At 46.4% G+C, this 23,686-nt stretch carries 20 protein-coding genes and 1 tRNA gene; 19 read left to right on the top strand and 2 right to left on the bottom strand.

Annotated features, from left to right (window positions below; genetic code table 11):
* Nucleotides 1-39: 39 nt before the first annotated feature.
* From F0L74_RS05050 to F0L74_RS05075, 6 genes are all read left to right on the top strand, one after another.
* Nucleotides 40-606, top strand: a complete 567-nt coding sequence (locus tag F0L74_RS05050; RefSeq protein ID WP_149836721.1) for a DinB family protein — start codon at nucleotides 40-42, stop codon at nucleotides 604-606.
* Nucleotides 607-1,355: 749 nt separating this feature from the next.
* Nucleotides 1,356-2,417: an AAA family ATPase gene (locus F0L74_RS05055; protein WP_149836722.1), complete on the top strand. Its 1,062-nt coding sequence runs from the start codon at nucleotides 1,356-1,358 to the stop codon at nucleotides 2,415-2,417.
* Between the two features lie 123 nt (nucleotides 2,418-2,540).
* Nucleotides 2,541-3,287 carry a hypothetical protein gene (locus F0L74_RS05060; protein ID WP_149836723.1) on the top strand — a complete coding sequence of 249 codons (747 nt, stop codon included), beginning with the start codon at nucleotides 2,541-2,543 and terminating at the stop codon, nucleotides 3,285-3,287.
* Nucleotides 3,288-3,296: 9 nt separating this feature from the next.
* Nucleotides 3,297-4,706, top strand: a complete 1,410-nt coding sequence (locus F0L74_RS05065; protein WP_149836724.1) for an RtcB family protein — start codon at nucleotides 3,297-3,299, stop codon at nucleotides 4,704-4,706.
* A gap of 185 nt (nucleotides 4,707-4,891) precedes the next feature.
* Nucleotides 4,892-6,103 (top strand): sterol desaturase family protein, encoded by a 1,212-nt coding sequence (locus tag F0L74_RS05070; RefSeq protein ID WP_149836725.1) that lies wholly within the window; start codon nucleotides 4,892-4,894, stop codon nucleotides 6,101-6,103.
* Nucleotides 6,104-6,112: 9 nt separating this feature from the next.
* Nucleotides 6,113-6,183: transfer RNA gene (locus F0L74_RS05075), tRNA-Cys, on the top strand.
* Nucleotides 6,184-6,189: 6 nt separating this feature from the next.
* Here the strand turns inward: F0L74_RS05075 and F0L74_RS05080 are convergent.
* Both F0L74_RS05080 and F0L74_RS05085 read right to left on the bottom strand, forming a co-directional pair.
* A complete protein-coding gene (locus F0L74_RS05080) occupies nucleotides 6,190-7,314 on the bottom strand; it encodes an acyltransferase family protein (protein ID WP_149836726.1) in 1,125 nt (374 codons plus the stop codon).
* Nucleotides 7,314-7,808, bottom strand: coding sequence for an RNA polymerase sigma factor (locus tag F0L74_RS05085; RefSeq protein ID WP_149836727.1), 495 nt, complete (start codon nucleotides 7,806-7,808; stop codon nucleotides 7,314-7,316). Before F0L74_RS05085 ends, F0L74_RS05080 begins: the two co-directional genes overlap by 1 nt.
* 461 nt (nucleotides 7,809-8,269) lie before the next feature.
* Between F0L74_RS05085 and F0L74_RS05090 the strand changes: the two genes are divergently transcribed.
* The 13 genes from F0L74_RS05090 to F0L74_RS05150 all read left to right on the top strand — a co-directional run bounded on the left by F0L74_RS05090 (nucleotide 8,270) and on the right by F0L74_RS05150 (nucleotide 23,686).
* The gene (locus F0L74_RS05090; RefSeq protein ID WP_188315864.1) at nucleotides 8,270-10,648 is read left to right on the top strand and encodes an SLBB domain-containing protein; all 2,379 of its coding nucleotides are present in this window, start codon (nucleotides 8,270-8,272) and stop codon (nucleotides 10,646-10,648) included.
* Between the two features lie 9 nt (nucleotides 10,649-10,657).
* Nucleotides 10,658-11,950, top strand: coding sequence for a nucleotide sugar dehydrogenase (locus tag F0L74_RS05095; protein ID WP_149836729.1), 1,293 nt, complete (start codon nucleotides 10,658-10,660; stop codon nucleotides 11,948-11,950).
* A 33-nt stretch (nucleotides 11,951-11,983) separates the two neighbouring features.
* Nucleotides 11,984-13,063, top strand: a complete 1,080-nt coding sequence (locus F0L74_RS05100; RefSeq protein ID WP_149836730.1) for a lipopolysaccharide biosynthesis protein — start codon at nucleotides 11,984-11,986, stop codon at nucleotides 13,061-13,063.
* 66 nt (nucleotides 13,064-13,129) lie between these two features.
* On the top strand, nucleotides 13,130-14,146 hold the full coding sequence (gene pseB / locus F0L74_RS05105; protein ID WP_149836731.1) for a UDP-N-acetylglucosamine 4,6-dehydratase (inverting): 1,017 nt from the start codon (nucleotides 13,130-13,132) through the stop codon (nucleotides 14,144-14,146).
* 4 nt (nucleotides 14,147-14,150) lie between these two features.
* On the top strand, nucleotides 14,151-15,350 hold the full coding sequence (gene pseC, locus F0L74_RS05110; RefSeq protein WP_149836732.1) for a UDP-4-amino-4,6-dideoxy-N-acetyl-beta-L-altrosamine transaminase: 1,200 nt from the start codon (nucleotides 14,151-14,153) through the stop codon (nucleotides 15,348-15,350).
* A 10-nt stretch (nucleotides 15,351-15,360) separates the two neighbouring features.
* Nucleotides 15,361-16,065: a pseudaminic acid cytidylyltransferase gene (gene pseF / locus F0L74_RS05115; protein ID WP_149836733.1), complete on the top strand. Its 705-nt coding sequence runs from the start codon at nucleotides 15,361-15,363 to the stop codon at nucleotides 16,063-16,065.
* Complete coding sequence (gene pseG, locus F0L74_RS05120) at nucleotides 16,062-17,531, top strand: UDP-2,4-diacetamido-2,4,6-trideoxy-beta-L-altropyranose hydrolase (protein ID WP_149836734.1); 1,470 nt, start codon at nucleotides 16,062-16,064, stop codon at nucleotides 17,529-17,531. Before pseF ends, pseG begins: the two co-directional genes overlap by 4 nt.
* Entirely contained in the window at nucleotides 17,528-18,193 is a 666-nt protein-coding gene (locus F0L74_RS05125; RefSeq protein ID WP_149836735.1) for a formyl transferase, read from the top strand. The genes pseG and F0L74_RS05125 overlap by 4 nt, the downstream gene beginning before the upstream one ends.
* Nucleotides 18,171-18,881, top strand: coding sequence for a PIG-L deacetylase family protein (locus F0L74_RS05130; RefSeq protein WP_149836736.1), 711 nt, complete (start codon nucleotides 18,171-18,173; stop codon nucleotides 18,879-18,881). Before F0L74_RS05125 ends, F0L74_RS05130 begins: the two co-directional genes overlap by 23 nt.
* 22 nt (nucleotides 18,882-18,903) lie before the next feature.
* Nucleotides 18,904-19,956, top strand: a complete 1,053-nt coding sequence (pseI, locus tag F0L74_RS05135) for a pseudaminic acid synthase (RefSeq protein WP_149836737.1) — start codon at nucleotides 18,904-18,906, stop codon at nucleotides 19,954-19,956.
* Nucleotides 19,957-19,988: 32 nt separating this feature from the next.
* Nucleotides 19,989-21,329 carry a capsular polysaccharide export protein, LipB/KpsS family gene (locus tag F0L74_RS05140; RefSeq protein WP_149836738.1) on the top strand — a complete coding sequence of 447 codons (1,341 nt, stop codon included), beginning with the start codon at nucleotides 19,989-19,991 and terminating at the stop codon, nucleotides 21,327-21,329.
* 13 nt (nucleotides 21,330-21,342) lie between these two features.
* On the top strand, nucleotides 21,343-22,410 hold the full coding sequence (locus F0L74_RS34050) for an acyltransferase (protein WP_149836739.1): 1,068 nt from the start codon (nucleotides 21,343-21,345) through the stop codon (nucleotides 22,408-22,410).
* Between the two features lie 85 nt (nucleotides 22,411-22,495).
* The gene (locus F0L74_RS05150) at nucleotides 22,496-23,686 is read left to right on the top strand and encodes a polysaccharide biosynthesis protein (RefSeq protein ID WP_149836740.1); all 1,191 of its coding nucleotides are present in this window, start codon (nucleotides 22,496-22,498) and stop codon (nucleotides 23,684-23,686) included.

The raw sequence follows: 23,686 nt of genomic DNA on the forward strand, positions 1-23,686 counted from the left end.
TGAATCAGGTCAGGTGCATAACCCCAAATGGAGTAGACCATGAGAAACGTTATTCAAACAGTAAGAGAGGCCTTGCTCACCAACTTCAGGGAGTTGGACACCTGGTTTAATAAAGAAGTAGCATTACTTGATTTTAAACCGGGCCCGGACCAATGGAATGCCCGTGAAGTGCTGGAGCATATCAGCCTTACCAACTATTTCTTGTTGCTGATCATCAACAAGGCCACGCGCAGAGCGCTGGACCGCAAAAGTAACGGGCATACCGTCGTACTGCCCGGAGATTACTTTAGCAAGTTTGACCAGATAGATGTGCTGAGCAGCAGATCTTCCGGCTGGATCCGTCCGGACCATATGGAGCCCACCGGCTTCAGACAGCTGGATGAGATACAGACCCTGCTCAAACAACAGTATGCGCAGTGTATGTATAACCTTAGCCTGTTAAAGAATGGCGAGGGCCGCCTGGTATTCACAAATATGGCGGTAGATGATCTGGGTAAACTGGATATATACCAATATATCTACTTCTTGACCAAACATATTGAACGGCATATCCGTCAACTGCAAAGGTTAGAGAAACAGTTTGCCACTAATTTGGAATTGATTTAATACGGTCGACCAGATATCGTCATCCTTGACATTGTTAATCTTGCTTTCGGGTCATTTATAAATAAGCGTGCCGTCCACCCAAAAAAGTGGATGGCATCTTGTTACTATCGCCTAAGGTTAGACGAAAAATAAATTTTAAAAAAACAAGCACGGAAATTTGTAGGATCAGCAGGAATCAGTGTATATTTGTGCCGTTAAATTATTCATCAAAAAAACATAACATGCGTCTTAATACTTTACATATCGGTGCAGCGTGGATGTCCTCCAAGAAGGACAACCAACAAGGCCGGGCATGTTATCACCATAAATGAATCAAAGTAATTTGTGTATATAGCAAGAAGCCCGGCAGCAAAAGCGCCGGGCTTTTTTGTTATCCGGCTTATGGAGGAAATCAGAAAAAATATAAGTCACTGTTTGCGCCACCAGGGCACGTGTGCTTTTAAATTAAGCACAAGCCAATGGTTTGGAGCTGTCCCTTATCGCCTAAGGGTCAGTTGGGCAAGGTATGCCAGTATGTGAAGTCAATGCTTTACATAACAAGGAGCCCTGCCCGTGCAAACGAGCAGGGCTTTTTTGTAAGATATTTTTTTCGTCTCTGTTTGATTTTGACCCCCTTTTACAAATGAGCGCATGGTGTAGTGTGGTGATGTATTCATCTTTACCAGGGGCCGCCAGCAAGGACTGCGTGTGCACTGGTAAAGAACCGAATACGAGGTTGGGACATCTGCCTCTTTAAACCAAACACAAAAATGGATCAACATATACAACAAAGGATCATCACATCAGAAAGCGTTTTCGGTGATCGTTTACTGGAATCCAAGCGGTTCTATTTGTACTGCTTCAATGCCATCCCCAGCATCAATATAATATGGTCAGTGGATGGCTACCGCGCGGCAAAAGCATTCAAAGAACAATTTGCCGTCCGCATTAAACAAAGCTACCAGTACGGCACACTGGCCCGTAAGAAAAAGGATTACGAATACACGATGACCTTACTGGTAATGGATAACAACTGTGTAGTGGAATTCGCATATGGTTATTGCGAGATCCTCCATAATGGCGCAGAAATGGGATTTGTAGCAGAGGTAACTGCCTTCCTGAAAAAATTCCGTCAAAGGCAGCCCCGGGAAAAGCCCGAGATAAACCTGATCACACGTTATGGCAGCGGATACGATCTTAATAGTATGGAGATCAAAAAGACCAAACTGGATCTGAACCTTTATTATGAAGACGATTTTGCGGCCATAGACGCTACCATCCAAAAGCGCCTCAACAAACAGGACGATAAAGGCATCGTACTGCTCCACGGCCTGCCTGGTACCGGTAAGACCACTTACCTGCGCTACCTGATAGGCCGCCTTAAGAAAAAGGTGCTGTTTGTATCGCCGGCCATTGCCGGCAGTATCACGCAGCCTGGTTTTGTAGAGCTGCTGATAGAGAACCCCAACAGCGTGCTCGTTATAGAGGACGCGGAGAACATCATCATGGATCGCCGGCTCTCCGGAGATTCTACGGTGTCTAACCTGCTGAACCTGTCAGATGGTTTGCTGGCAGACTGCCTGAATGTACAGGTGATCTGCACCTTTAACAGCGACCTCTCTGCCATTGACAGCGCACTTTTACGCAAAGGCCGGCTGATCGCCCGCTATGAATTTAACAGGTTATCTGTGCAAAAGGCACAACGCCTGTCCCGCCACCTGGGGTTCGAAACGGAGATCTATAAGCCCATGAGCATTGCCGAGATCACTAACCAGCATGAACCCTCTTATGAACAGCAAAAGGCTGCCCATATAGGTTTCCGGCTGAATTAAACAACATTGTTCACCACTAAATCATTAACGCATGAAAACTTCAAACAAGTCCATATACAATAGCAGGGAAAAAAGGCGGGAACTACTGTACCGCATATTCTTTCGATCGGAGGATAATGTATTATGGACAAACAACACAGAAACTATTACGACTACTTACAAAGCTCCCGGATCAGCAATGAGCGAACCCGCGAGCGAAGGAGAAGAGAGCACCACGACAAGCAATTGCTCAAGGTAAAAAGGGATATGTACAGGCTCAGGGATGCGCGGAGAAACCAGGAATGGGTAGCACTGCAGCCGCCTATTATGAGAGGTTATTTACGCCATTTTGTTTTAAGGGCAGATGTGGCCGCCAGCAAACAGGCCGCCTTCTACCAGGGTATCCTTGACAGGATCAATACGGAACAGCACAGCTACCGGAAAGATTTCAGGGTAAAGAAGAAAAGATGGGGAAAGAAAACCTGGAAGATAAGGGAGCAGCAGCTGCAACGGCCACTGGACCGGGAGTTCAGGCGAATGAATTTTACGGCGGCAGAAGCCGCTCTCTTTGAAGAAAGAGAGACCCCGGAGCATAAACGGAAGTATCATGGGGCAACTTATGTATTCCGCGAACCGTGGCGTTTTACATTGCGGGTACGCCCGAACATGATCACAAAGATGCAGTTGCTGGATGAACAGGTGGAAAGTGATCTGAAACGGCTTGAGAACTACGTGGAGCGAAACGGATTGCGACCCAGATTGGACAGGATTATGTACAAACCTGCAACCTGGTACAGGCGCGACCTGGAGCCAAAAGCAAAAGAAGTGTACAAGCACTTGCCCTTGCAAGTATTGCTCAACAACGAATGGTTTAACAGGCATGAATTGTAAAATACTATCATGACAAAACTTAAATTAACTGGTAAAGCGCTACGCAACATCGGCTTCCCCGAGGGGCCGGCGATCAGCATAGCCATTACCGCCATGGAACAGCGGTTTAAACATCATACAGAAGCCGCTGCCCTGGACATCCTGAAGCAGGTGCTAACGGATCCCATGGCCTACCTGGCAGATGATGCCTTACGGAAAATTGCAGGGAGGTTAATGGAAGCAAAAGAAGAAGAGGATATCCCCTTAAAAGAGATACCCGTGCCGTACGAAATATTCGGCGCAGGTTTTATAGAAACAGGCGCGCTTCAGCAAATGAACAGCGCCGTACGTTTACCGGTAGCCGTGGCCGGCGCCCTTATGCCAGATGCCCACCAGGGTTATGGCTTGCCAATAGGAGGGGTGCTGGCTACCAATAACGCGGTCATCCCTTACGGGGTTGGCGTAGATATTGGCTGCCGCATGTGCCTGAGCATACTGGACCTGCCGGTAGACCAGCTGGATAAAAAAGCCAGCCGTTTTATAGATGCCTTGATGAAGCATACTAAATTTGGCGCCGGCGAAGAATGGGACGAGCCTGCAGAAGCAGCCGTACTGGAACACCACCTGTTCCGCGAGCTGCCCCTTTTACGCAGGCTGCTGGATAAGGCGGCCGGACAACTAGGCACTTCCGGCGGTGGTAATCACTTTGTGGAATGGGGCCTCGTGCAGATCACCGGCGCCACGGATTGCCACCTGGCGCCCGGTACTTACCTGGGACTATTGTCCCACTCCGGTTCGCGTGGCCTGGGAGCGCAGATCGCCACCTACTATACCCGCCTGGCAAGGGAGTTATGCCCGCTGCCCAGGGAAGCCGCCCACCTGGCCTGGCTGGAGATGGACTCCGAAGCCGGACAGGAATACTGGCAGGCTATGAACCTGGCCGGGGATTATGCCAGCGCTTCCCATCACGAAATACACCGCCGTATGATAAAGGCTACCGGCGCACAACTACTGGCAAGGGTGGAGAATCACCACAACTTCGCCTGGAAAGAAGTGCATAACGGACAAGAGCTGATCGTACACCGTAAAGGGGCTACCCCGGCGGCTAAAGGTGTGTGCGGCGTAATACCCGGGTCTATGACGGCCCCCGGTTATATTGTAAGGGGCCGCGGTGATGCCGCTTCCCTGCACTCTGCCGCCCACGGCGCAGGGCGTGCAATGTCACGCTTTACGGCCACACAGTCCATTACCCGTTATGAGCTCAACAAACAGCTGCGCGAACATGGCGTTACGCTGATTGGCGGCGGCCCGGATGAGGCGCCCATGGCTTATAAGAACATAAACGAGGTAATGGCCGCCCAACAGGGACTGGTGGATGTTGTAGGCCGCTTTCAGCCTAAGATCGTGCGTATGGCCGATGATGGAAGCAAAGAAGATTAGACAAGGGTTAATCAGTACAGGAGGCAGCAGCTGTTTTTATACATGCGTGCTGTCTCCTTTTTTTATGCCGTATCTGTTGATATACAATGCTTCTAATAAGTCTACAAATTTTGTAGGGTTTTGTGATGTAAAAAGCCTATTATTGTAACTGTTTACCACCACCTTGTTGTTTCTCAGTTTAGTCTATGCAGTTAAATCACATGGCATGGGCCATACCAGTGTTCCTGTTACTCATGGGCATTGAATATTGGGTGGCGCGTAAAAAAGGAAAGAAATACTTTAGCTTCAGTACCTCCATCACCAACCTGCATGTGGGTATTGCAGAGCGCCTGCTGGATACCTTTACAGTAGGGGCCTTCTATTTTGTGTATGATTATCTGCACCGGCATTTTGCCATTTTTAATATACAACCCAGCGTATTGTTATGGATCACCCTACTCATTTTTACGGATTTTATCTGGTACTGGTATCATCGCCTGGCGCATGAGGTAAATATCCTCTGGGGCGCTCATGTGGTGCACCACCAGAGCGGGGAGTTCAATTATACAGTATCCGCCCGCATCACGGTATTCCAGGCATTTGCCCGTATGCTGTTCTGGTCCGTGCTGCCCATAGCGGGTTTCCCGCCCGCTATGATCATCAGCGTACAGCTGGTACACGGCATTTATCCCTTCTTTATCCATACGCGCACCATTGGTAAACTGGGTTTCCTGGAATATATACTCGTTACGCCTTCCCATCACCGGGTACACCATGCCTGCAACGAAAAATACCTGGATAAGAACTATGGTGATGTGCTCATTATCTGGGATAAGCTCTTTGGCACCTTTGTACCGGAAGAGGAGGAGCCAACATATGGGTTAACCAAACCGCTTGAAAGCCATAGTTTCCTGTGGCAGCATTTTCATTTCTTACTGGAAATAGCCTGGGCTTTCCGGCAGGCGCAAGGCTGGAGGCAGCGGTGGCAGGTGGTGTTTGGCCGCCCGGATCATATAAGCTCGGATATAAGGCCGTTGCTAGAAGAAAAATTCCTGGTCCGCAACAATACCGGTGCGGCTACCCGCCGCTTACATAATTATGTAAAACTGCAGATGGGGTTTACGCTTGCCGCGCTTTTTTGCTTCCTGCTACTGGAACATTATATCCCGGTTTTTGTACAGGCATGTTTTACGGTATTCATTTTTCTTACATTAATTAACAGCGGGGCTATCCTGGAGCAGCGGAGATGGGTGTTTTACCTGGAGTATGCCAGGTTGCTTGTGATCTTTATTGCCGGCTATTATTACTGGCCGCATCCCGGCCTGCTATGGCTGGTAGCCATGGTGCAAACGCTGGTATTTTACTATAAAGCCGCCATTCAGCAACATTATTTAAGCCTGTTATACGGGCATACATAACTAAACGCAGGTTACGTGGCCGAGTGACAAGGTGAAGGTCAGCAAAACCTTTTACGACGGTTTGAATCCGTCCGTAACCTGCTTGCTCATACCCTTATGTACACTTTCTTTTTATCCATCCACCAGCCCAATGCCCAGAACAGGCATACATGAAAAACGGCAAACGCCAGGGAACCAGGGTAATTGCCCCATACCGGGCGAAAAATATGTTCGTACAACCACCCGTACAGGTTTTGGCCGGCAAGGGTACGCACCAGCAGGTATAGCTTCACCAATACGCCAGACATTACATAGATAAACAACGGGTTCTTTCCAAACACCTCAAAAACGCTTCCTGCCCGCCGCCATCCCCGGAACTCTATCGCATACATCAGCACAGACAGGAGCAGCAGGGCAATGCCCACCGTATATAATACGTAGGAGCTGGTCCAGATCTTCTTATTAATGGGAAAAACCAGATTCCAGCAAAGGCCGGCAAAGACCAGCAGGCAGCCGGTCACCAGCAGCCCGCACAGCATGGGATAATCTTTACCTTTTTGCTGGATATAACGCCCGGCCAGGTAACCAAAGATCACATTACAGGTAGCCGGCAGGGTGCTCAACAGGCCTTCCGGGTCAAAAGGAACCCCTTCGCCCCGGTACAGATGCTGCTCGCCTAATACCCATTTATCCAGCCGCAGGCCGGCGTAGCCCTCCAGGCTGTAAGGGTCGCCCTGTCCAAAGGCCAGTAACAGCCACCAATATGCCAGCAGCACACAGCCCGCTATCATAAAGGAGCGCCGGTCTCCGGAAAAATGGATGATAAGTCCCGCCAACCCATAACAAAGGGCTATACGGGGCAGTACCCCCAGGATCCTTAGCTGGCCAAGGGATCTGAATACCAGTTGGCCGTCCTCATTCCACCGGAAAAAGGGGAACCAGTTGAGGAACAGCCCAATAAGGAATATCAGGAGGCTGCGTTTCAGTATTTTCTGCAGCGCCGCTTTATGGCCCTGTTCCTGGTAACGTGGCAGGGAAAAGCTCATCGCATTGCCTACGGCAAAAAGAAAGAACGGGAATACCAGGTCCGTGGGGGTACAGCCATGCCAGTGGGCATGATCCAGCGGCGGGTATACATAATCCCAGCTGCCTGGGTTATTTACCAGTATCATACCGGCAACGGTAAGGCCGCGGAATACGTCCAGGGATAGGAAGCGTTGTGGAATGGTCATCAGGAAGTGATCTGTTGCTTTAGCATTTTCCGGGCAAAATGGATCCGGCTTTTAATAGTGCCCATGGGCTCCTGCAGGATATCCGCTATCTCGTAATATTTAAAACCTTCATAATATAGCAGGAATGGGCGTTTGAAAAGTACCGGTAGGCGGTAGATGGCATGGTGTATATCCTTTATCCGGAGGCTGCTTTCTGCCTCATTATTGACATAGGGTTGTTGTTTAAGGGAAAGATCGCGGGCTACCTGGTCCCGGAACAGCTGCTGCTTGGCCTTCCGCCGGTAGTGGTTGATGAAGAGGTTCCGCATGATAGTGAATAACCAGGCACGGATATTGGTACCGTCGAGGTACTTTTCCTGGTGCAGCAAGGCCCGGTAGATAGTTTCTTGGTAAAGATCGCGTGCAGATTCCGAATCTCTGGTAAGCACGATGGCAAAAGGCTTGAGAAAGTCTGATTGATGCAGCAACAGGTCGGTAAATTCTGGGGACGACATTTTTACCTGGTTTTAACTTTAGCTAATTTAAACAAAAAATAATACAGTTCCTAAAAAAATGAATAGGCGTGGAGGGGGTAAAAATGGGAGTGGTAGCGGGCTGCTAGCCCCCGGGTGTGCAGGCGCCGGAAAGATGGGTATGTTTAGTATATGTATAAGCTGCAGGAGGCCAAACAGGGGGATCGCCAATAACAAATAATTATTCCACTGATTTTCATTAACCTAATGCAAATAGGTTATTTTTAATAGATTTGCACCTGGTTTGCCCGGACCTGGCAGGAGGGAGTTGTATGCCAGGCAGTTGATTTTCAAAACATTCGAGAAAGTATATTTGGTAGTTCATGCTTAGAAAGATATTACTGTTACAACTGTGTTTGCTCGTAGGGTATTGTTCTACAGTGAGGGCGCAAGTGCCGTCTACTATATCAAGGGACCAGCTGAGACAGGTTAAAATAGACGATTTGTCTGATGACCAGATACGCCAGTTAGCGGCCAGGATGAAGCAGAGTAACGTCAGCTTTGATCAGATTGACGAATACGCACAGCAAAATGGAATACCGCCCGGCGAAGTTGCTAAGCTAAAAGCCAGACTCCAGCAACTTGGGCTTGATCAGCAACTGACAAACCAGAGCAAAAAAGACTCCAGCGCCGAGGATAATGAGGAAACTGACCGCCAGGTAAGCGATAGCACGGACTATTGGGATCAGAAGTTGCGCAGGATCAACAGTAAGGAAGATTATGAGCGTGCTTTGCGGCGAAAGAAGATTTTTGGCACAGAGCTTTTTAATAACAAGAATCTCACATTCGAGCCCAACCTTAGAATGCCAACGCCGCCTAATTACCGTATAGCGGCCAATGATGAACTGTTAATAGATGTATATGGTTATTCGGAAGTACAGCATCAGTTAAAGGTATCCCCTGACGGATATGTACGGATCCCCTATGTTGGGCCGGTATATGTAAACGGTCTTACGATGGAAGAAGCCCGTGTCCGTATCACCAAGCAACTGTCATCTATTTATGGAGGCATTAAAACCGGTAATACCTTTGTTCAGATCTCCCTTGGTAGCATAAGAAGTATACGCGTGCTGCTGATAGGAGAGGTGGAGCAGCCAGGCACATACAGCTTACCTAGCCTGGCAACCGTAGCTAATGCACTGTATGTATCCGGCGGCCCCAGCGAAAACGGTTCTTTCCGTAGTATACAGGTGATCCGTAACGGGCAGCCTGTAGCGACTTTTGATCTGTACGACTTCCTTTCTCATGGCGATCTTACCAATAATATAGTACTGCAGGACCAGGACATAGTAAAGGTAAACCCCTATAAAACACGTGTTGAGCTGATGGGAGAGGTGAAGCGCCCTGCCATCTTTGAAGCAAAAGACGGTGAAAGCCTGCAGCAGATACTTGACTATGCAGGAGGCTACACAGACCGGGCTTATCATGAAGTTATCAAGGCTATCCGCGTTACTGATCGGCAACGGGAGGTAATGAATGTGCCAGCTGACCAGGTAGCCAGTTTCCACCTCCGGTCCGGTGACAAATACATTATAGATTCTGTTGTGAATCGTTACACAAACAGGATAACCATCAGCGGGGCTGTATACCACCCGGGTGATTATGCACTGGAGGACGGCATGACGATCGCGGATCTTATTAAGAAAGCAGACGGCGTAAAGGAAGAAGCTGCCATGGCTCGTGGTATAATACGGCGATTACAGGCAGATTATACGCCGGCTATGATCAACTTTAATGTGCTGGACGCGATCAACGGACGCCAAAATATATCCCTGCAACGGGAGGATAGCGTAGTCATATATTCCAAAATGGACCTGCGGCAATTATACCAGGTGACCATCGGTGGAGAGGTGAACCTGCCCGGCCGGTATCTTTATGCGGATAGCATGCATCTGGAAGACCTGATACTGCTGGCAGGCGGCCTAAGGGACGCCGCTTCTTTAAAGCATGTCGAAATTGCCCGGCGCATACGTAACAATAGTATTGATTCAGTAGACAGCCGCATGGCCATCATACAACAATTTGATGTGAATGCGGACCTTAGCAATAATCCCGGTGCAGCCGCTTTTGCGTTACAACCGTTTGACGAGATAGTGATCCGTAAGGCGCCTTCCTATGTGCAGCAAGCAAACATACAGATAGATGGGGAGGTGATGTTTACCGGCAAGTATACGATCAATACAAAACAGGAGCGTATTTCTGATGCAGTACGCCGGGCCGGTGGTTTGCGCCCGGAGGCCTACCCGGAAGGTGCGGTGCTGTTACGCAAAACCTTTGTGAATGAGTCAGATAGCGCTTTCCTTACCAACAAGCTGGAAGTATTCTACAACAAACTGCAGGATAGCTCTGATATAGAAAGAGTAAGAAATGTTGTACAGCGTAAGGAGCAGCTGCTGGGCATTAATCTTGACCAGATACTAAAGAACCCCGGGTCCAAATATGATCTGTTGCTGGAAGAAGGCGATATCCTGAAAGTGCCTAAAAAGCTGCAGACAGTGCAGGTTTTTGGCGAAATATATTTCCCCAAAAAGCTGCGGTTTGATAAAAATACAGACTTCCGGGATTATATAAGGGGCGCTGGCGGTTTTACATCCCAGGCATTGAAGAGACGTAGCTATATCGTATATGCTAATGGTGAGGTGAAGAATACCCGTAAGGTATTGTTCTTTAATAGTTATCCCAAGGTAAAACCAGGCGCCGAAATATATGTGCCTACAAAAAAAGACAGAAAAGGGCTCAGTGGTCCTGAAGCCATCGGTATAACAAGCGGATTGGCGTCAGTGGCATTGATCGTTATAACAATATTAGACCGGATCAAGTAAATAGCCGATATGACATCCATGCCCTACAAGATTGCGGTAATAGGTTTGGGATATGTGGGGCTACCGTTGGCCATTGAGTTTGGAAAGAAGTATGATGTGTTGGGTTTTGATATTGATCAGCACCGGATCAGCGAACTGCAGGCAGGCAATGATCATACGCACGAAGCTGATCTGGAGGCGCTATTCACGGTAACGCAAAAGCGCAGGGAAGTTGAGGGGGCGGGATTATGTTTCTCTGCTGATCTATCTTCCTTATCGGCATATACGACGTATATTGTTACAGTACCCACTCCGCTTAATCAGTTCAAAGCGCCTGATCTGCAACCTTTGCTCAGGGCTACGGCAATGCTGGGGCGGGTGTTGAAAAAGGGAGACCTGGTGATCTATGAATCTACGGTGTACCCGGGCTGTACGGAAGAGGATTGTGTGCCCGTACTGGAGCAGGAATCGGGGCTGCAATATAATGTTGATTTTTTCTGTGGTTATTCTCCCGAGCGGATCAATCCCGGCGACAAGGTAAATACCCTTACGAAGATCAAAAAAGTTACTTCTGGCTCCACAGGCGCAATTGCCAACCGTGTAGATGAGCTGTACCGGAGTATAATTACGGCCGGTACACATAAAGCGCCCAGTATCAGGGTGGCCGAGGCGTCGAAAGCAATTGAGAATGCGCAGCGGGACCTTAATATCAGTTTTGTGAATGAGCTGGCGCTGATATTTGACAGAATGGGGATTGATACGATGGATGTGATAGAAGCGGCAGCCACCAAATGGAACTTTCTGAAATACACGCCCGGCCTGGTAGGCGGGCATTGTATAGGTGTAGATCCTTATTACCTGGCTCACAAGGCAGAGGCTTTGGGCTACCGTCCGGAAGTAATACTTTCCGGTCGTAAGGTGAATGATAACATGGGCATGTTTGTAGCCAATAAAGTGGTCAAACTGCTCATAAAAAAAGGTCATAAAATAGATGGCTCCCGCGCATTGGTGCTGGGTTTTGCATTTAAGGAAAACTGTCCGGATATCCGTAATTCCCGGGTGATAGACATTTACCGCGAGCTTGTACAGTTTGGGCTTTCAGTAGACGTTTATGATCCGCATGCTTCAGCGGTGATCGTGAAAAAAGAATATGGGATTACCTTAAAAGAGAAGCCGGATCAGCGGTATGACGCCATTATCCTTGCAGTGGCTCACCGTGAGTTCAGGGAGATGGATTATGCTGAGCTGAGGAATGGTGCGGCAGCGGTAGTGTTTGACACCAAGTCATTTCTGGACCGGCAGATAGTTGACGGAAGACTATAAATTCATAAGATTTAAGATCATATAGCTTAATAAATGCAAGAAGAAAAGCAATATACGACACCACAGACAGAAGAGGTGACATTGAAAGATGTTATACTAAAAATGCAGGACTGGTGGCGGTTTCTGTTACGCAAATGGCTGACCATTGTGATCTGTGGCCTGGTGGGCGCTGGTCTGGGTCTCACCTATGCGCTCCTTAAGAAGCCGAAGTATATGGGCGAGCTTACATTCGTGCTTGAAGACAGCAAGTCCAACCCCTTGTCGGCCTATATGGGTTTGGCCAGCCAGTTCGGAATTGATCTGGGAGGAGCATCTGGTAGTGGCGTATTTCAAGGGGATAACATCCTGACATTTTTGAAATCGCGCCTGCTGATAGAAAAAACGCTGCTTTCTCCGGTGCAGCTGGCTGATAAGAGAATAACGCTGGTTGACTATTATATCAGGATTACCGAGCAGGAAGAAAAATTCAAGAAACTACGAAAACCGGATGGAATATATTTTCCGTTTCAGCAGAAGCGGGAGAATTTCTCCATTTTACAGGATAGCGTTTTGTTCCTTGTGCAGGAGGCTATAGTTAAATCGGCGCTGACAGTGGAGAAGCCAGACAAAAAGCTGAGTTTTATCTCTGTAAAATGTACCTCTCCCAGCGAACTGTTCTCCAAAATATTCACTGAGCGCCTGGTGAAGCAGGCAATTGACTTTTATGTTAATACCAAGATAGGTCGTACAAAGGTTAATGTGGACAAGCTGCAAATAACGGCAGATTCCCTGGAGATGCTGCTGAATAGAAAAACATATTCGCTTGCGGAAATGCGGGATCTGAACCAGAACCCTGCCAGGCAGGTAGCCGGCGTGGGCGCAGAAGTGCAGGCCCGCGATAAACTGGTTTTACAGACCATGTATGGGGAAGTGATCAAGAACCTTGAGCTCAGTAAGATGGCAATGGCGCAGGAAACGCCGCTGGTGCAGATCGTAGATACGCCCATTTTGCCTTTAAAGAAAGTAAAGGTGGGCCGTTTGGCAGGTCTGGTTGTAGGTGGTTTCCTGGGCGGTTTTCTGACGCTGCTGGCGCTTATCTCCGGAAAGATCTACCGGGATGTTATGAACAAGTAACGAGTAACAGCAGCAACAAACAAACTGAATTTTTACTAGGATTTCGATTAAAATAATGTTTTCACAATGTTAGATTTAAATGGTAAAAGTATCCTGATTACAGGTGGTACCGGTTCCTTTGGAAAAGCCTTCACAAAAATTGTACTTGAGAGGTGGCCCCATATCAAAAGATTAGTGATCTATTCAAGGGATGAACAGAAACAGTTCCAGATGGCTATGGACTACCCTGAATCAAAATATCCCATGATCCGCTTTTTTATTGGTGATGTAAGGGACGGAGATCGTTTGAAGCGTGCGCTGAAGAATGTTGAGTATGTTATTCACGCGGCCGCAATGAAACATGTTCCCATTGCTGAGTATAACCCCATGGAGTGCATTAAGACAAATATCATGGGCGCCGAAAATATTATTGATGCAAGCCTGGAAGGCAGCATCCAGAAGGTAGTGGCGCTCTCAACGGATAAGGCAGCAGCTCCTATTAACCTGTATGGCGCTACCAAACTGGCTTCTGATAAGCTGTTTGTGGCCGCCAACAATATCCGCGGGGCTAATCCTATAAAATTCTCCGTGGTAAGATACGGGAATGTGATGGGCTCTAATGGATCTGTGATACCGTTCTTCCTTAATAAAAGAAAAGAACGCGTATTACCGATAACAGATACCGCAATGACCCGTTTCAACATTACGCTTACAGAAGGCGTGGAAATGGTGTTACATGCATTGGAATCCGCATGGGGCGGGGAGCTTTTTGTTCCTAAGATCCCGTCATACAAAATAACAGATGTTGCAGAGGCCATAGGTCCTGACTGCGAGCATAGAGTCGTAGGCATCAGGCCGGGAGAAAAGATCCATGAAGAAATGATCACCAGCTCCGACTCTTTCTCCACATACGATCTTGGTAAGTATTATACCATCCTTCCGCAGAACCTTAGCTTTAAAATAGGGGATTTCATCGATCAGTTCAATGCTAAAAAGGTACCAGAAGGGTTCCGGTATAATTCAGGTGAGAATACGGAATGGGTATCAGTGGAAGAACTTCGGAAATTGATCAAGGAGCACGTAGACCCAACTTTTACAATTTAATAGCATGAAAGCGATCCCATACGGCAAACAGGATATACAACAGGATGATATAGATGCGGTAATAAGTGCCCTTACATCCGACTATCTTACGCAAGGCCCGAGAATACTGGAGTTTGAAAAAGCTTTTGCTGCTTACACAGGAGCGAAGTATGCCGTTGCAGTTGCAAATGGTACTGCAGCATTGCATTTAAGTGCCATGGTGCTTAATGTGCAGCCGGGCGACAAGGTAATTACTACTGCTATTACTTTTGCGGCTTCTGCAAACTGCGTAAGATATTGCGGAGGCGAGGTGGTCTTTTGTGATATAGATCCGGAGACTTACCTGTTAGATCTCCGGCAGGTACGCAGTTTACTTGAGAGTCATCCCCGCAATACATTTAAAGGGATCATCCCGGTTGATTTTGCCGGTTATCCGGTCAACCTTGAAGCATTCAGGCAGTTGGCAGACGAATACGGATTATGGATCATAGAGGATGCCTGCCACTCTCCCGGAGCATATTTTACGGATAGTAAAGGCGTTAGACAGCATTGCGGTAATGGTAACTTTGCTGATCTTTCTGTTTTCTCCTTTCATCCTGTGAAACATATTGCTGCCGGAGAAGGGGGAATGGTTACAACAAATAGCGAAGCACTGTATAAAAAACTGATGCTTTTAAGAACGCACGGCATTACCAGGGACCAGGATGCATTTATCAACGGGCAGGAGCTGGCTTCTGCCGGTGAGGATGCTACAAACTATCCGGGCTGGTATATGGAAATGCAGACTTTAGGGTTCAATTACCGCCTTACTGACTTCCAGGCTGCACTGGGTCTGAGCCAGCTGAAGAAAGCAGATGCGGGCCTGGCGCGCAGGAAAGAGATCGCAAAGAGATATGATACCGCATTCAAGGGGCATCCCGCCATCCAGAGCCTCGGCTTGGAGCTACAGGAACAGGATACCTCTCACGCATACCATCTCTATGTTATACAGGTGAAGAAAAGACTGGGGTTGTATAACTCGCTCAGGCAGGATAACATCTTTCCGCAGATACACTACATACCAGTTCACCTGATGCCATACTATCAGCAGCAGGGCTGGAAAAAGGGTGATTTGCCGGTTGCGGAAGATTATTATGCGCATTGCCTGAGCTTACCGATGTATCCTTCCTTAAGTAATGAGGAACAGGATTTCGTTATCGACAGGATATTGAAGTACTTCAGCTGATCTATTAACTATGAAAAATCTGGCTATTATACCAGCTAGGGGCGGGAGTAAACGTATTCCCCGGAAAAATATAAAGCCTTTTCTGGATAAGCCCATTATCTCATATTCTATTCAGGCAGCGCTGGATACAGGGCTTTTTGATGAAGTGATGGTTTCTACGGATGATCCTGAAATTGCAGCTGTGGCACAAGCCTGCGGAGCGCAGGTCCCGTTTTTCCGCTCCGGGCAAAATTCCAACGACTTTGCAACGCTGACAGATGTGATACTCGAAGTGGTGGCGGCATATGAGGCCAAACAGCAGGGGCCGGAAAATATTTGTTGTATACTGGCCACGGCGCCGTTCATTACTGCTTCAAGATTGAAAGAGGCTTATGATAAGATGCTGAATGAGCAGCTTACATCGGTTTTTCCGGTAGTTAAGTTCTCCTATCCTATCCAACGCGCGTTAAAGGTGGATCCTGTAACCGGCCTGGTAAGTATGCTCTATCCGGAACACCTCACCACCCGCTCTCAGGATCTTGAAGAATATTATCATGATAGCGGCCAGTTCTATTGGGCTAAGCCGGATGCGCTCAGAAGTGAACAAACACTTTTTACCGCCAGGGCAGGCATGCTGGCCTTATCACAAACAGAAGTGCAGGATATTGATAGTGAAGATGATTGGTTGATGGCTGAGCAGAAATTCAGGCTGATGAATTTATACAAAGGAGCATGAAGAAACGGGTTAATTTCAGGGCGGATGGGAATAGCAGCATAGGGCTTGGGCATGTTGTAAGGAGTTGCGCACTTGCAGCTATGCTGAGAGATGATTTTGAATGCCATTTTTTTATCAGGGAACCTTCGCCGGTTTTAAGGGAACAAATATTGGAAAGCTGCCAGGAGGTACACATACTACCGGCTGACACTGATTATCTGGAAGAAGCAGAAAAACTAACAGGCATACTGACAGGTGAAGAGATCGTAGTGCTGGATGGATATAATTTCGATACAGCTTATCAGGAGATAATAAGAAAAACAGGTTGCAAGCTCGTTTGCATTGATGATATTCACGCCTATAAATTTCTCGCTGATGTAGTGATAAACCACGCGGGCGGAATGAGCAGGGAAGATTATGACACTAAACCTTTTACCCAGTTATACCTGGGCACGGAATATGCGCTGTTAAGACGCGATTTCCTGGAGGAGGCAAAGAACAGATCTCTCGCAAAAGATAAAGAGATTTTTATTTGTCTGGGCGGCGCCGATATTAATAATGACCTGATCGGCATATTGTCTTTTTTGGAGGCCAATGGGGTAAAAGAGAAATGTAATATTGTTCTTGGCAGTGCCTACCGGCATTTTGAGGAGCTGAAAGCAATGCTTGAGCGCACCAGCCTGCAGACAGAAGTGATCCGTAATGCTTCGCCGAAAGAAATGATAGCCGTGATGAAAAGGTCTGCATGTGCTATTTGCCCTCCCAGCACAATATCATATGAATATCTTTCCCTGGGAGGAGTTTTATATCTGAAACAAACGGCAGATAATCAGAAAGACGTATTGTCTTTCTTCGTAAAGAAAGGGTTAGCTTTTGACCTGAAAGAATTTGGGAGCATAGACGAAACCAGGATACAAGCAAGTTTGAAAGCGCAAGCCTTATTTTTTGATGGCAGGTCAGATGAAAGACTGCGCCTTATTTTTGAGCGGCTGCATGACAGATATGCTTTGACTGTAAGACGGGCCTGCGCGGATGATGTCTTGTTGTTCTATAACTGGGCCAATGACCCGGAAGTGCGGGCTGCGGCGCTGAGTACTGCTCCCATACCTCGTGAATCACATATAAGCTGGTTTAATGCAAAGCAGCAGGATGAAAATGCCTTTATGTATGTGGTTAGCTGGAATAACGATGAGATGGGGCAGGTGAGATTTGATACGGAAAAAGGAAAGGAGAGAGCGGTTATCGATTATTCGATAGATAAGCGCTACAGGAATAAAGGGTTGGGCGCGGCGATGCTCAAGATGGCGACAGAGTGGTTTGTGAAGGAATTGGGGCATTCCATATTACTGGAAGCTGTTGTAAAAACGGATAATATCGCATCTAACCGCGTATTTGAGAACCTGGGCTTTCAGTTCATAGAGCAGCGTAGCATAACCGGCGCTCTTTGTAATTTTTATACTTGTCTGATTAATATTGATGAAGTATGATTATCATCGCAAATTCTAATCCGATCCACAGAGCGCTTGAAGATGCCTGCAGAGAGGAACTCGGAGCGCATATCATCAATGACAGAAATGAGCTGACGGTAGATAGGATCGAAAAATTGTCGCCGGAATATATCTTTTTTCCGCATTGGTCTTTTATTATTCCTAAGGAAATTTATGAGAGGTTTGAATGTGTTGTGTTCCATATGACCGATCTGCCATATGGCCGTGGGGGCAGTCCTTTACAGAACCTTATTTTGAGAGGCCACTCAAAAACAATGGTTTCCGCTATTAAAGTAAATAAGGGAATAGATACCGGCGATGTGTATATGAAGAAGGAACTGGACCTTTACGGAACGGCGGAAGAGATATTTCTAAGGGCGGGGAAGGTTATTCATGAAATGATAAAGGAAATTTTGAGTTCCGGACCTTTGCTGAAACCACAGGAAGGAGAAGGAACGGTTTTTAAGAGGAGGACGCCGGCAGAAAGCAAAATAGGGAAAGAAATAGATTCATTGGAAAAGCTGTACGATTTTATCCGGATGCTCGATGCCGACGGGTATCCGCATGCATTCATTGAGAATGAGTACTTTCGCTTCGAATTTACAAGATCATCGCTAAAAAAAGACGCAATTGTAACTGATGTTAGAATTACTAAGAAATAAAAGGATCATGGTTGTTGTTGCTCATCCGGACGATGAGCTCCTGGGGCCTGGTGCAACAATGCATAAACTGATCAGGGAATATAACTGCCAGATAAGAGCAATTATACTTGGAGAAGGGATTACTTCCAGGTCGGAGACAAGAGATGTAAAACTGTGGGAAAAGGAGCTGGAAACGCACAGGGCTAATATTAACAAAGCTGCCGCGGCCATAGGCTACCAATCCGTTGGAATATACGATTTCCCCGATAACAGATTCGACGCAGTAAACCTGCTTGATATTATAAAGGTAGTGGAGAAAGAAAAACAAAGCTTTGACCCTGAAGTGATTTTTACGCATCATGGCGGAGATGTAAATATTGATCACCAACGCACGTTTGAAAGCGTAATCACTGCTACCCGACCGCTGGAACATGAGAAGGTAAAAACCATTATTACCTTTGAAACGCCTTCAGGTACAGAGTGGAGAGCCTCTTCGGATCCGCGGCACTTTATACCAAACTTATTTATTGAGGTATCGCCTGCAGATCTTGAGGCGAAAATGAAGGGAATGGAGGCGTATGAGTTTGAAAAAAGAAAGTATCCGCATCCCCGCTCGCCTGAGGCGCTTACAATCCTTGCCCAACGATGGGGCATTGTTATCGGCAGGAAATATGCGGAAGCCTTTACGTTGATCAGATGTATTGCATAAATCAAATTATTAACAGGATACTATGAAGGAGTTTAAAATAGATACGCAGGTGATTGGCTATAGCCACAGGCCGTTTATTATTGCAGAAATGAGCGGCAACCACAATCGATCATTGGAAAGGGCGATGAGTATTGTGAAAGCGGCGAAAGATGCAGGTGCGGATGCGATTAAATTACAGACGTATACACCTGATTCAATGACAATTGACCATAAAGGCGGCCTATTCGATATAACAGATGAGAAATCATTATGGAAGGGTAGAAATCTTTATGAGCTATACCAGGAGGCGATGACCCCTTACGAGTGGCATAAGCCGCTTTTTGACTATGCAAAGGAGCTGGGTATTATTTGCTTTTCTACCCCTTTTGATGAGGAAGCTGTTGACCTGCTTGAAGAGTTGGGCGCACCTTGCCATAAAATAGCGTCATTTGAGAACAATCATCATCCTTTATTAAAAAAAATTGCGCGCACAGGTAAGCCTGTTATAATGTCAACAGGGGTATCCTCACTTGCTGATATTGATGAAAGTGTGATAACCCTTCGCAACAGCGGATGTAACGACCTTGTATTACTAAAATGCACCAGCACTTATCCCGCTTCGCCTGAAAATACAAATCTGCTTACAATTCCGCATATGAGGGAAATGTTCAAATGCGAAGTGGGATTATCAGATCACACGATGGGTATAGGCGCTGCCGTTGGGGCTGTTGTTTTAGGCGCCCGTGTTGTTGAAAAACATTTTTGCCTTAGCCGCGCAGAAGGGGGCGTTGACAGTGCTTTTTCACTGGAGCCTCATGAATTTAAAGCCCTGGTGCAGGAAACGGAAAGGGCTTTTTTAGCGCTGGGAGAAGTTAAGTATGGCGTGCAGGAGGCAGAGAAGAAAAGTATGAACTTCAAACGGTCGATATATGTAGTCGAAGATATTCCGGAGGGAGGTACTTTTACTGAGAAGAATCTTAGGGTCATTCGCCCAGGCGATGGGCTGCATCCGCGTTTTTTTGACACGGTCATTGGAAAGAGAGCTACGCAGGCCTTGAAAAGAGGCATGCCGTTCAGAATGGATATGTTCCATTAACAAATCAAAATGCCGGATAATTGTCAAGTAGTATGAAGAAAAAGGTATTGTTTTTTGCACGTGAATATCAGGCGGATTTTTTTCCTTTGCTTCGTAGCCCGAAATATGATGCTTACTATGTTACGCTTACACTGGAAGAAAAACGGAGAGTGGAAGCAAAAGGACAGCCCGTATTTGCATGCTTCGAAGAGATGTACGACACGCTGACCCCGGATCAGTTCCCTGATAATTATTCTCTGACGTCTTTCGCATCTGACCGGTTTATGGGCAGCATTCCCCTTGCAGAAAGACGGACGATATTAGGAAAGGAGATCGCCTTTTGGCGTTTTGCACTGGAAGAAGGGAAAGCAGATGCTGTTATCAATGAAACAGTGGCCATTGAAGCGTCAGAGGTGCTGTTTATTGAAGCAAAAAAACGTGAAATACCTTACTACTCATGGATGAGCCTACCGGTTCCAAATACGTTTTACTTTCAGCATACGCCGATGTACAACGAACTTGACCAGCGCATCCAGGAGATCCAACCGGGAGATGAAGATTTTACCAGGGCTGAGATGTATATGGAAAAAGTGCGGCAGGGGGCTGGAGCCCCCTTCTATGCGCAGAATCTCAAGAAGCGCGGCAATCCTGTTGTGCTTCTGAAGTCTTTTAAGCGTTGGTTCCTGGCAAAGAAACAATCTGCAAAACACTCTAGGAACAAGTCGCTTGCGGTATTTGGAAATCCGCAGCAGGTCTTTGGAACACAGATGAGGTTATATTTTCTGTCTCTGTTCAGAAAGTACAGGAAGCCGGAAGAGCTCAAGCAATTTGAGCTCGTTTTTTACCCTATGCATTTTGAGCCGGAAGCGACGCTGAGGTACATGTCTGAATTTTATTCCAACCAGGTAGCCACTATGGAGAATATCTCCAAGTGTCTTAAAACGAATCAGATCCTGGTAGTAAAAGAACATCCGCAGCAACCGGGCATGTTCCTTACAAATATGTTTCGGAAGCTGCAACGTAACTATTCCAATATTCTTTTTCTACCGGCAGAAATCCCTACATCTGATCTGATCAGAGAAGCTACAGCTATTGTGACCTTGACAAGCACGGCTGGTTTTGAAGGCTTAATATTAGGCAAACCGGTATTTGTATTGGGAAAGGTTTTTTATAACCAATGTCCCGGTGTTAATAAGATCCAATCATACGAGGAACTACGGCAAAAGTTAAGGGCTCTCAGCTATGCAAAGCCTTCTGCCGAAAAAGTGAAACATTTCGTCGCACAGATGATACGCCATGCCAATACTGGCAATCCGTATCCCCACGCCAATTTGTGCACAAGCGATAATATAGCTGCCGTAACACACGCTATTGAAAAACAGCTGGAGATTTAACAATAAGCTGGTTATGACGATCGTAAAAAAAATATATCATCGGCTTCTGAAAGGATTCAAGCGAAGACCTATTCTGCCTTTATTGAAGAAGAACAGGAGGAGGATCTTTGTTGACAGCTCAGCTTCCTTTGGATTCCGGTCTAAAATAATGCTGTATCCTTCGCCGGCTCAGCAGCTTACCGGGCACAATGTAATTGTATCCGGAAACTGCCATATAGGAAATCAGACAGAAATTCATACTTATACTAATGAACGTGTATGGATCAAACCATTCACTTCGATCAATGACAATTGCCGGATCATTGGTAACGTAACGATCGAGCGGTATTGCCTGTTGGCTTCAAATATATTTATATCTTCCGGCACTCATGTGGCATTTACCCATCCTGCTATGCTGATTAAGGACCAGGACAGGCTATTCCCTTTTTCTGGTAAAAAGGTCCAGATCGAAGAGGATTGCTGGATTGGCTGGGGAGTGGTCGTTATGCCTGGTGTAAACATTGGAAAAGGGGCGGTAATTGGCGCAAATGCAGTGGTCACCAAAGATGTTCCTCCTTATACTGTTTACGTAGGATCACCGGCAAAAAAGTTAAGGAGCCGGCTTGATTTTGATCCTCCTGAACAAATATTATATCAGCAGGAAGAAGGTCATCCATACCTCTACAGGGGATTTGCCCTAAGCCAATCCGAGATCATGGCCACTGCTAAGGAAAAGTTCATTGGAGCGGGCAATGCATGTTGTGTTATACTTGCTCAAAACAGGGGTGAGCACAATGCCGTTCGTATAACAGGCAAATTTACTTCGAAAGTTGGGGCCGCAGAAATGCTTGTAACTGTTAATAGCGCTTCCGCTGCTGTTTATAAATTTCAGGGTGAGCATATCGACATTTTTGTTCCCGCTCAGGCCGGGGACAAGCAGCCACCTAATGATGCATTTTCTTTATATGAGTCAATAGGGGATGGCCTGAAGCAGTATACCTGCGTATGTATACAAATAATCAATATGGAACCGCATGCCAAAGCACTGTGCCCATGGGGAATTTCATCAATCGAGTTGGTAAATCATGAAATTCAGCTTTAGACAACTATATAGCAATCCAAAGATAAGTTATGTTACCTTGAACATATCTTTGAGCGGTCTGTCATTTATCCGCACCTTCATTAGTATGAAGTACCTTGATTTTTATGATCTTGGGCTTATTGGCATTGTGCAAATACTAATAATGATCATGTCCATGTTACAATTAGGCATGGTAACGGGCGGATACAAGGCCTATTCAATACTTCAGGAGAACTTCGATATAAACAATACTATTACTTCATATGTTATGGTCATGTTGGGAATTTCGCTTCCCATTTTGATCTTAACAACCCATAGTGGCAGTACCCCTGCTTACATTGCTGTATTCGGGATCCTGATCGGCGCCCTTTCCCTTTATAACAACTGGCTTACCTGCATGATGCTGGCCAAAGGTGATATCAAGCCATTGAATACGATCAACCTGATCTCCGCTTCTGCCTCTTTTATTACATTACCAGCAATAGTCTTCTGGAAATTACACGGTGTGCTCTTGGGAACTGCGACTGCGCCGATCTTATTTTGCATAACAGCAATGATCAAGGTGCCATACCTGCGCCCATTCAGGTTCACCTTGAGCAGGGCTATGATCAGGAAGCTTTTATATTATGGATTCGTACCTTACTTAACCTCCACTTTTCTTTACATCAATATACAGATCGAGAGATGGGCAATTGTAAAAGTTATGGGGGTTGAAGAATTAGGGAGGCTTTCTCTGTGTGTAATTATTTCAGCTGCCTTCATGATTGTGCCCAATTCAGTGAGTAACCTGTATTTTCCAACTGCAATGAGAACCTTTGCCGAAGGAGATTTTCAACAGTTTCGGCTGGTAATAAGACGATATACACTTGTTATTGCCGCATACGGTGTAGCTTTCGTTACTGCTACTGCCTTACTGGTACGTATATTGGTCCCATTTTTCTTTCCAAAACATGTGCCGCAGATACACCTTGTTTACTGGATGCTTCCTTCTTTGTTTTTCATGGGATTTAATACTATTCCAATAATCATATTTAACGCAGCATTCAAGTACCGCGCCATCATTACGGTTAACATTATTGGCCTGCTATGCATGGCAGGTGGCATTTTTGGGATCCTTCAATTCCATAATATCCAGCTATATTATTTTATAGTAGTAGAATCGAGCGTTGCAACCATTTCATTCCTCACTGCCCTGGGCGTGTATTTAAAGATCAGGCGCCGGTTATACGCTCCTAAGAAGAAACCTGAAAGCGACCTTCAGAATGGCATTATCCATTTATCGGATTTATCACAATAA

The organism is Chitinophaga agrisoli (genome assembly GCF_008386695.1).
Lineage (GTDB): Bacteria > Bacteroidota > Bacteroidia > Chitinophagales > Chitinophagaceae > Chitinophaga > Chitinophaga agrisoli.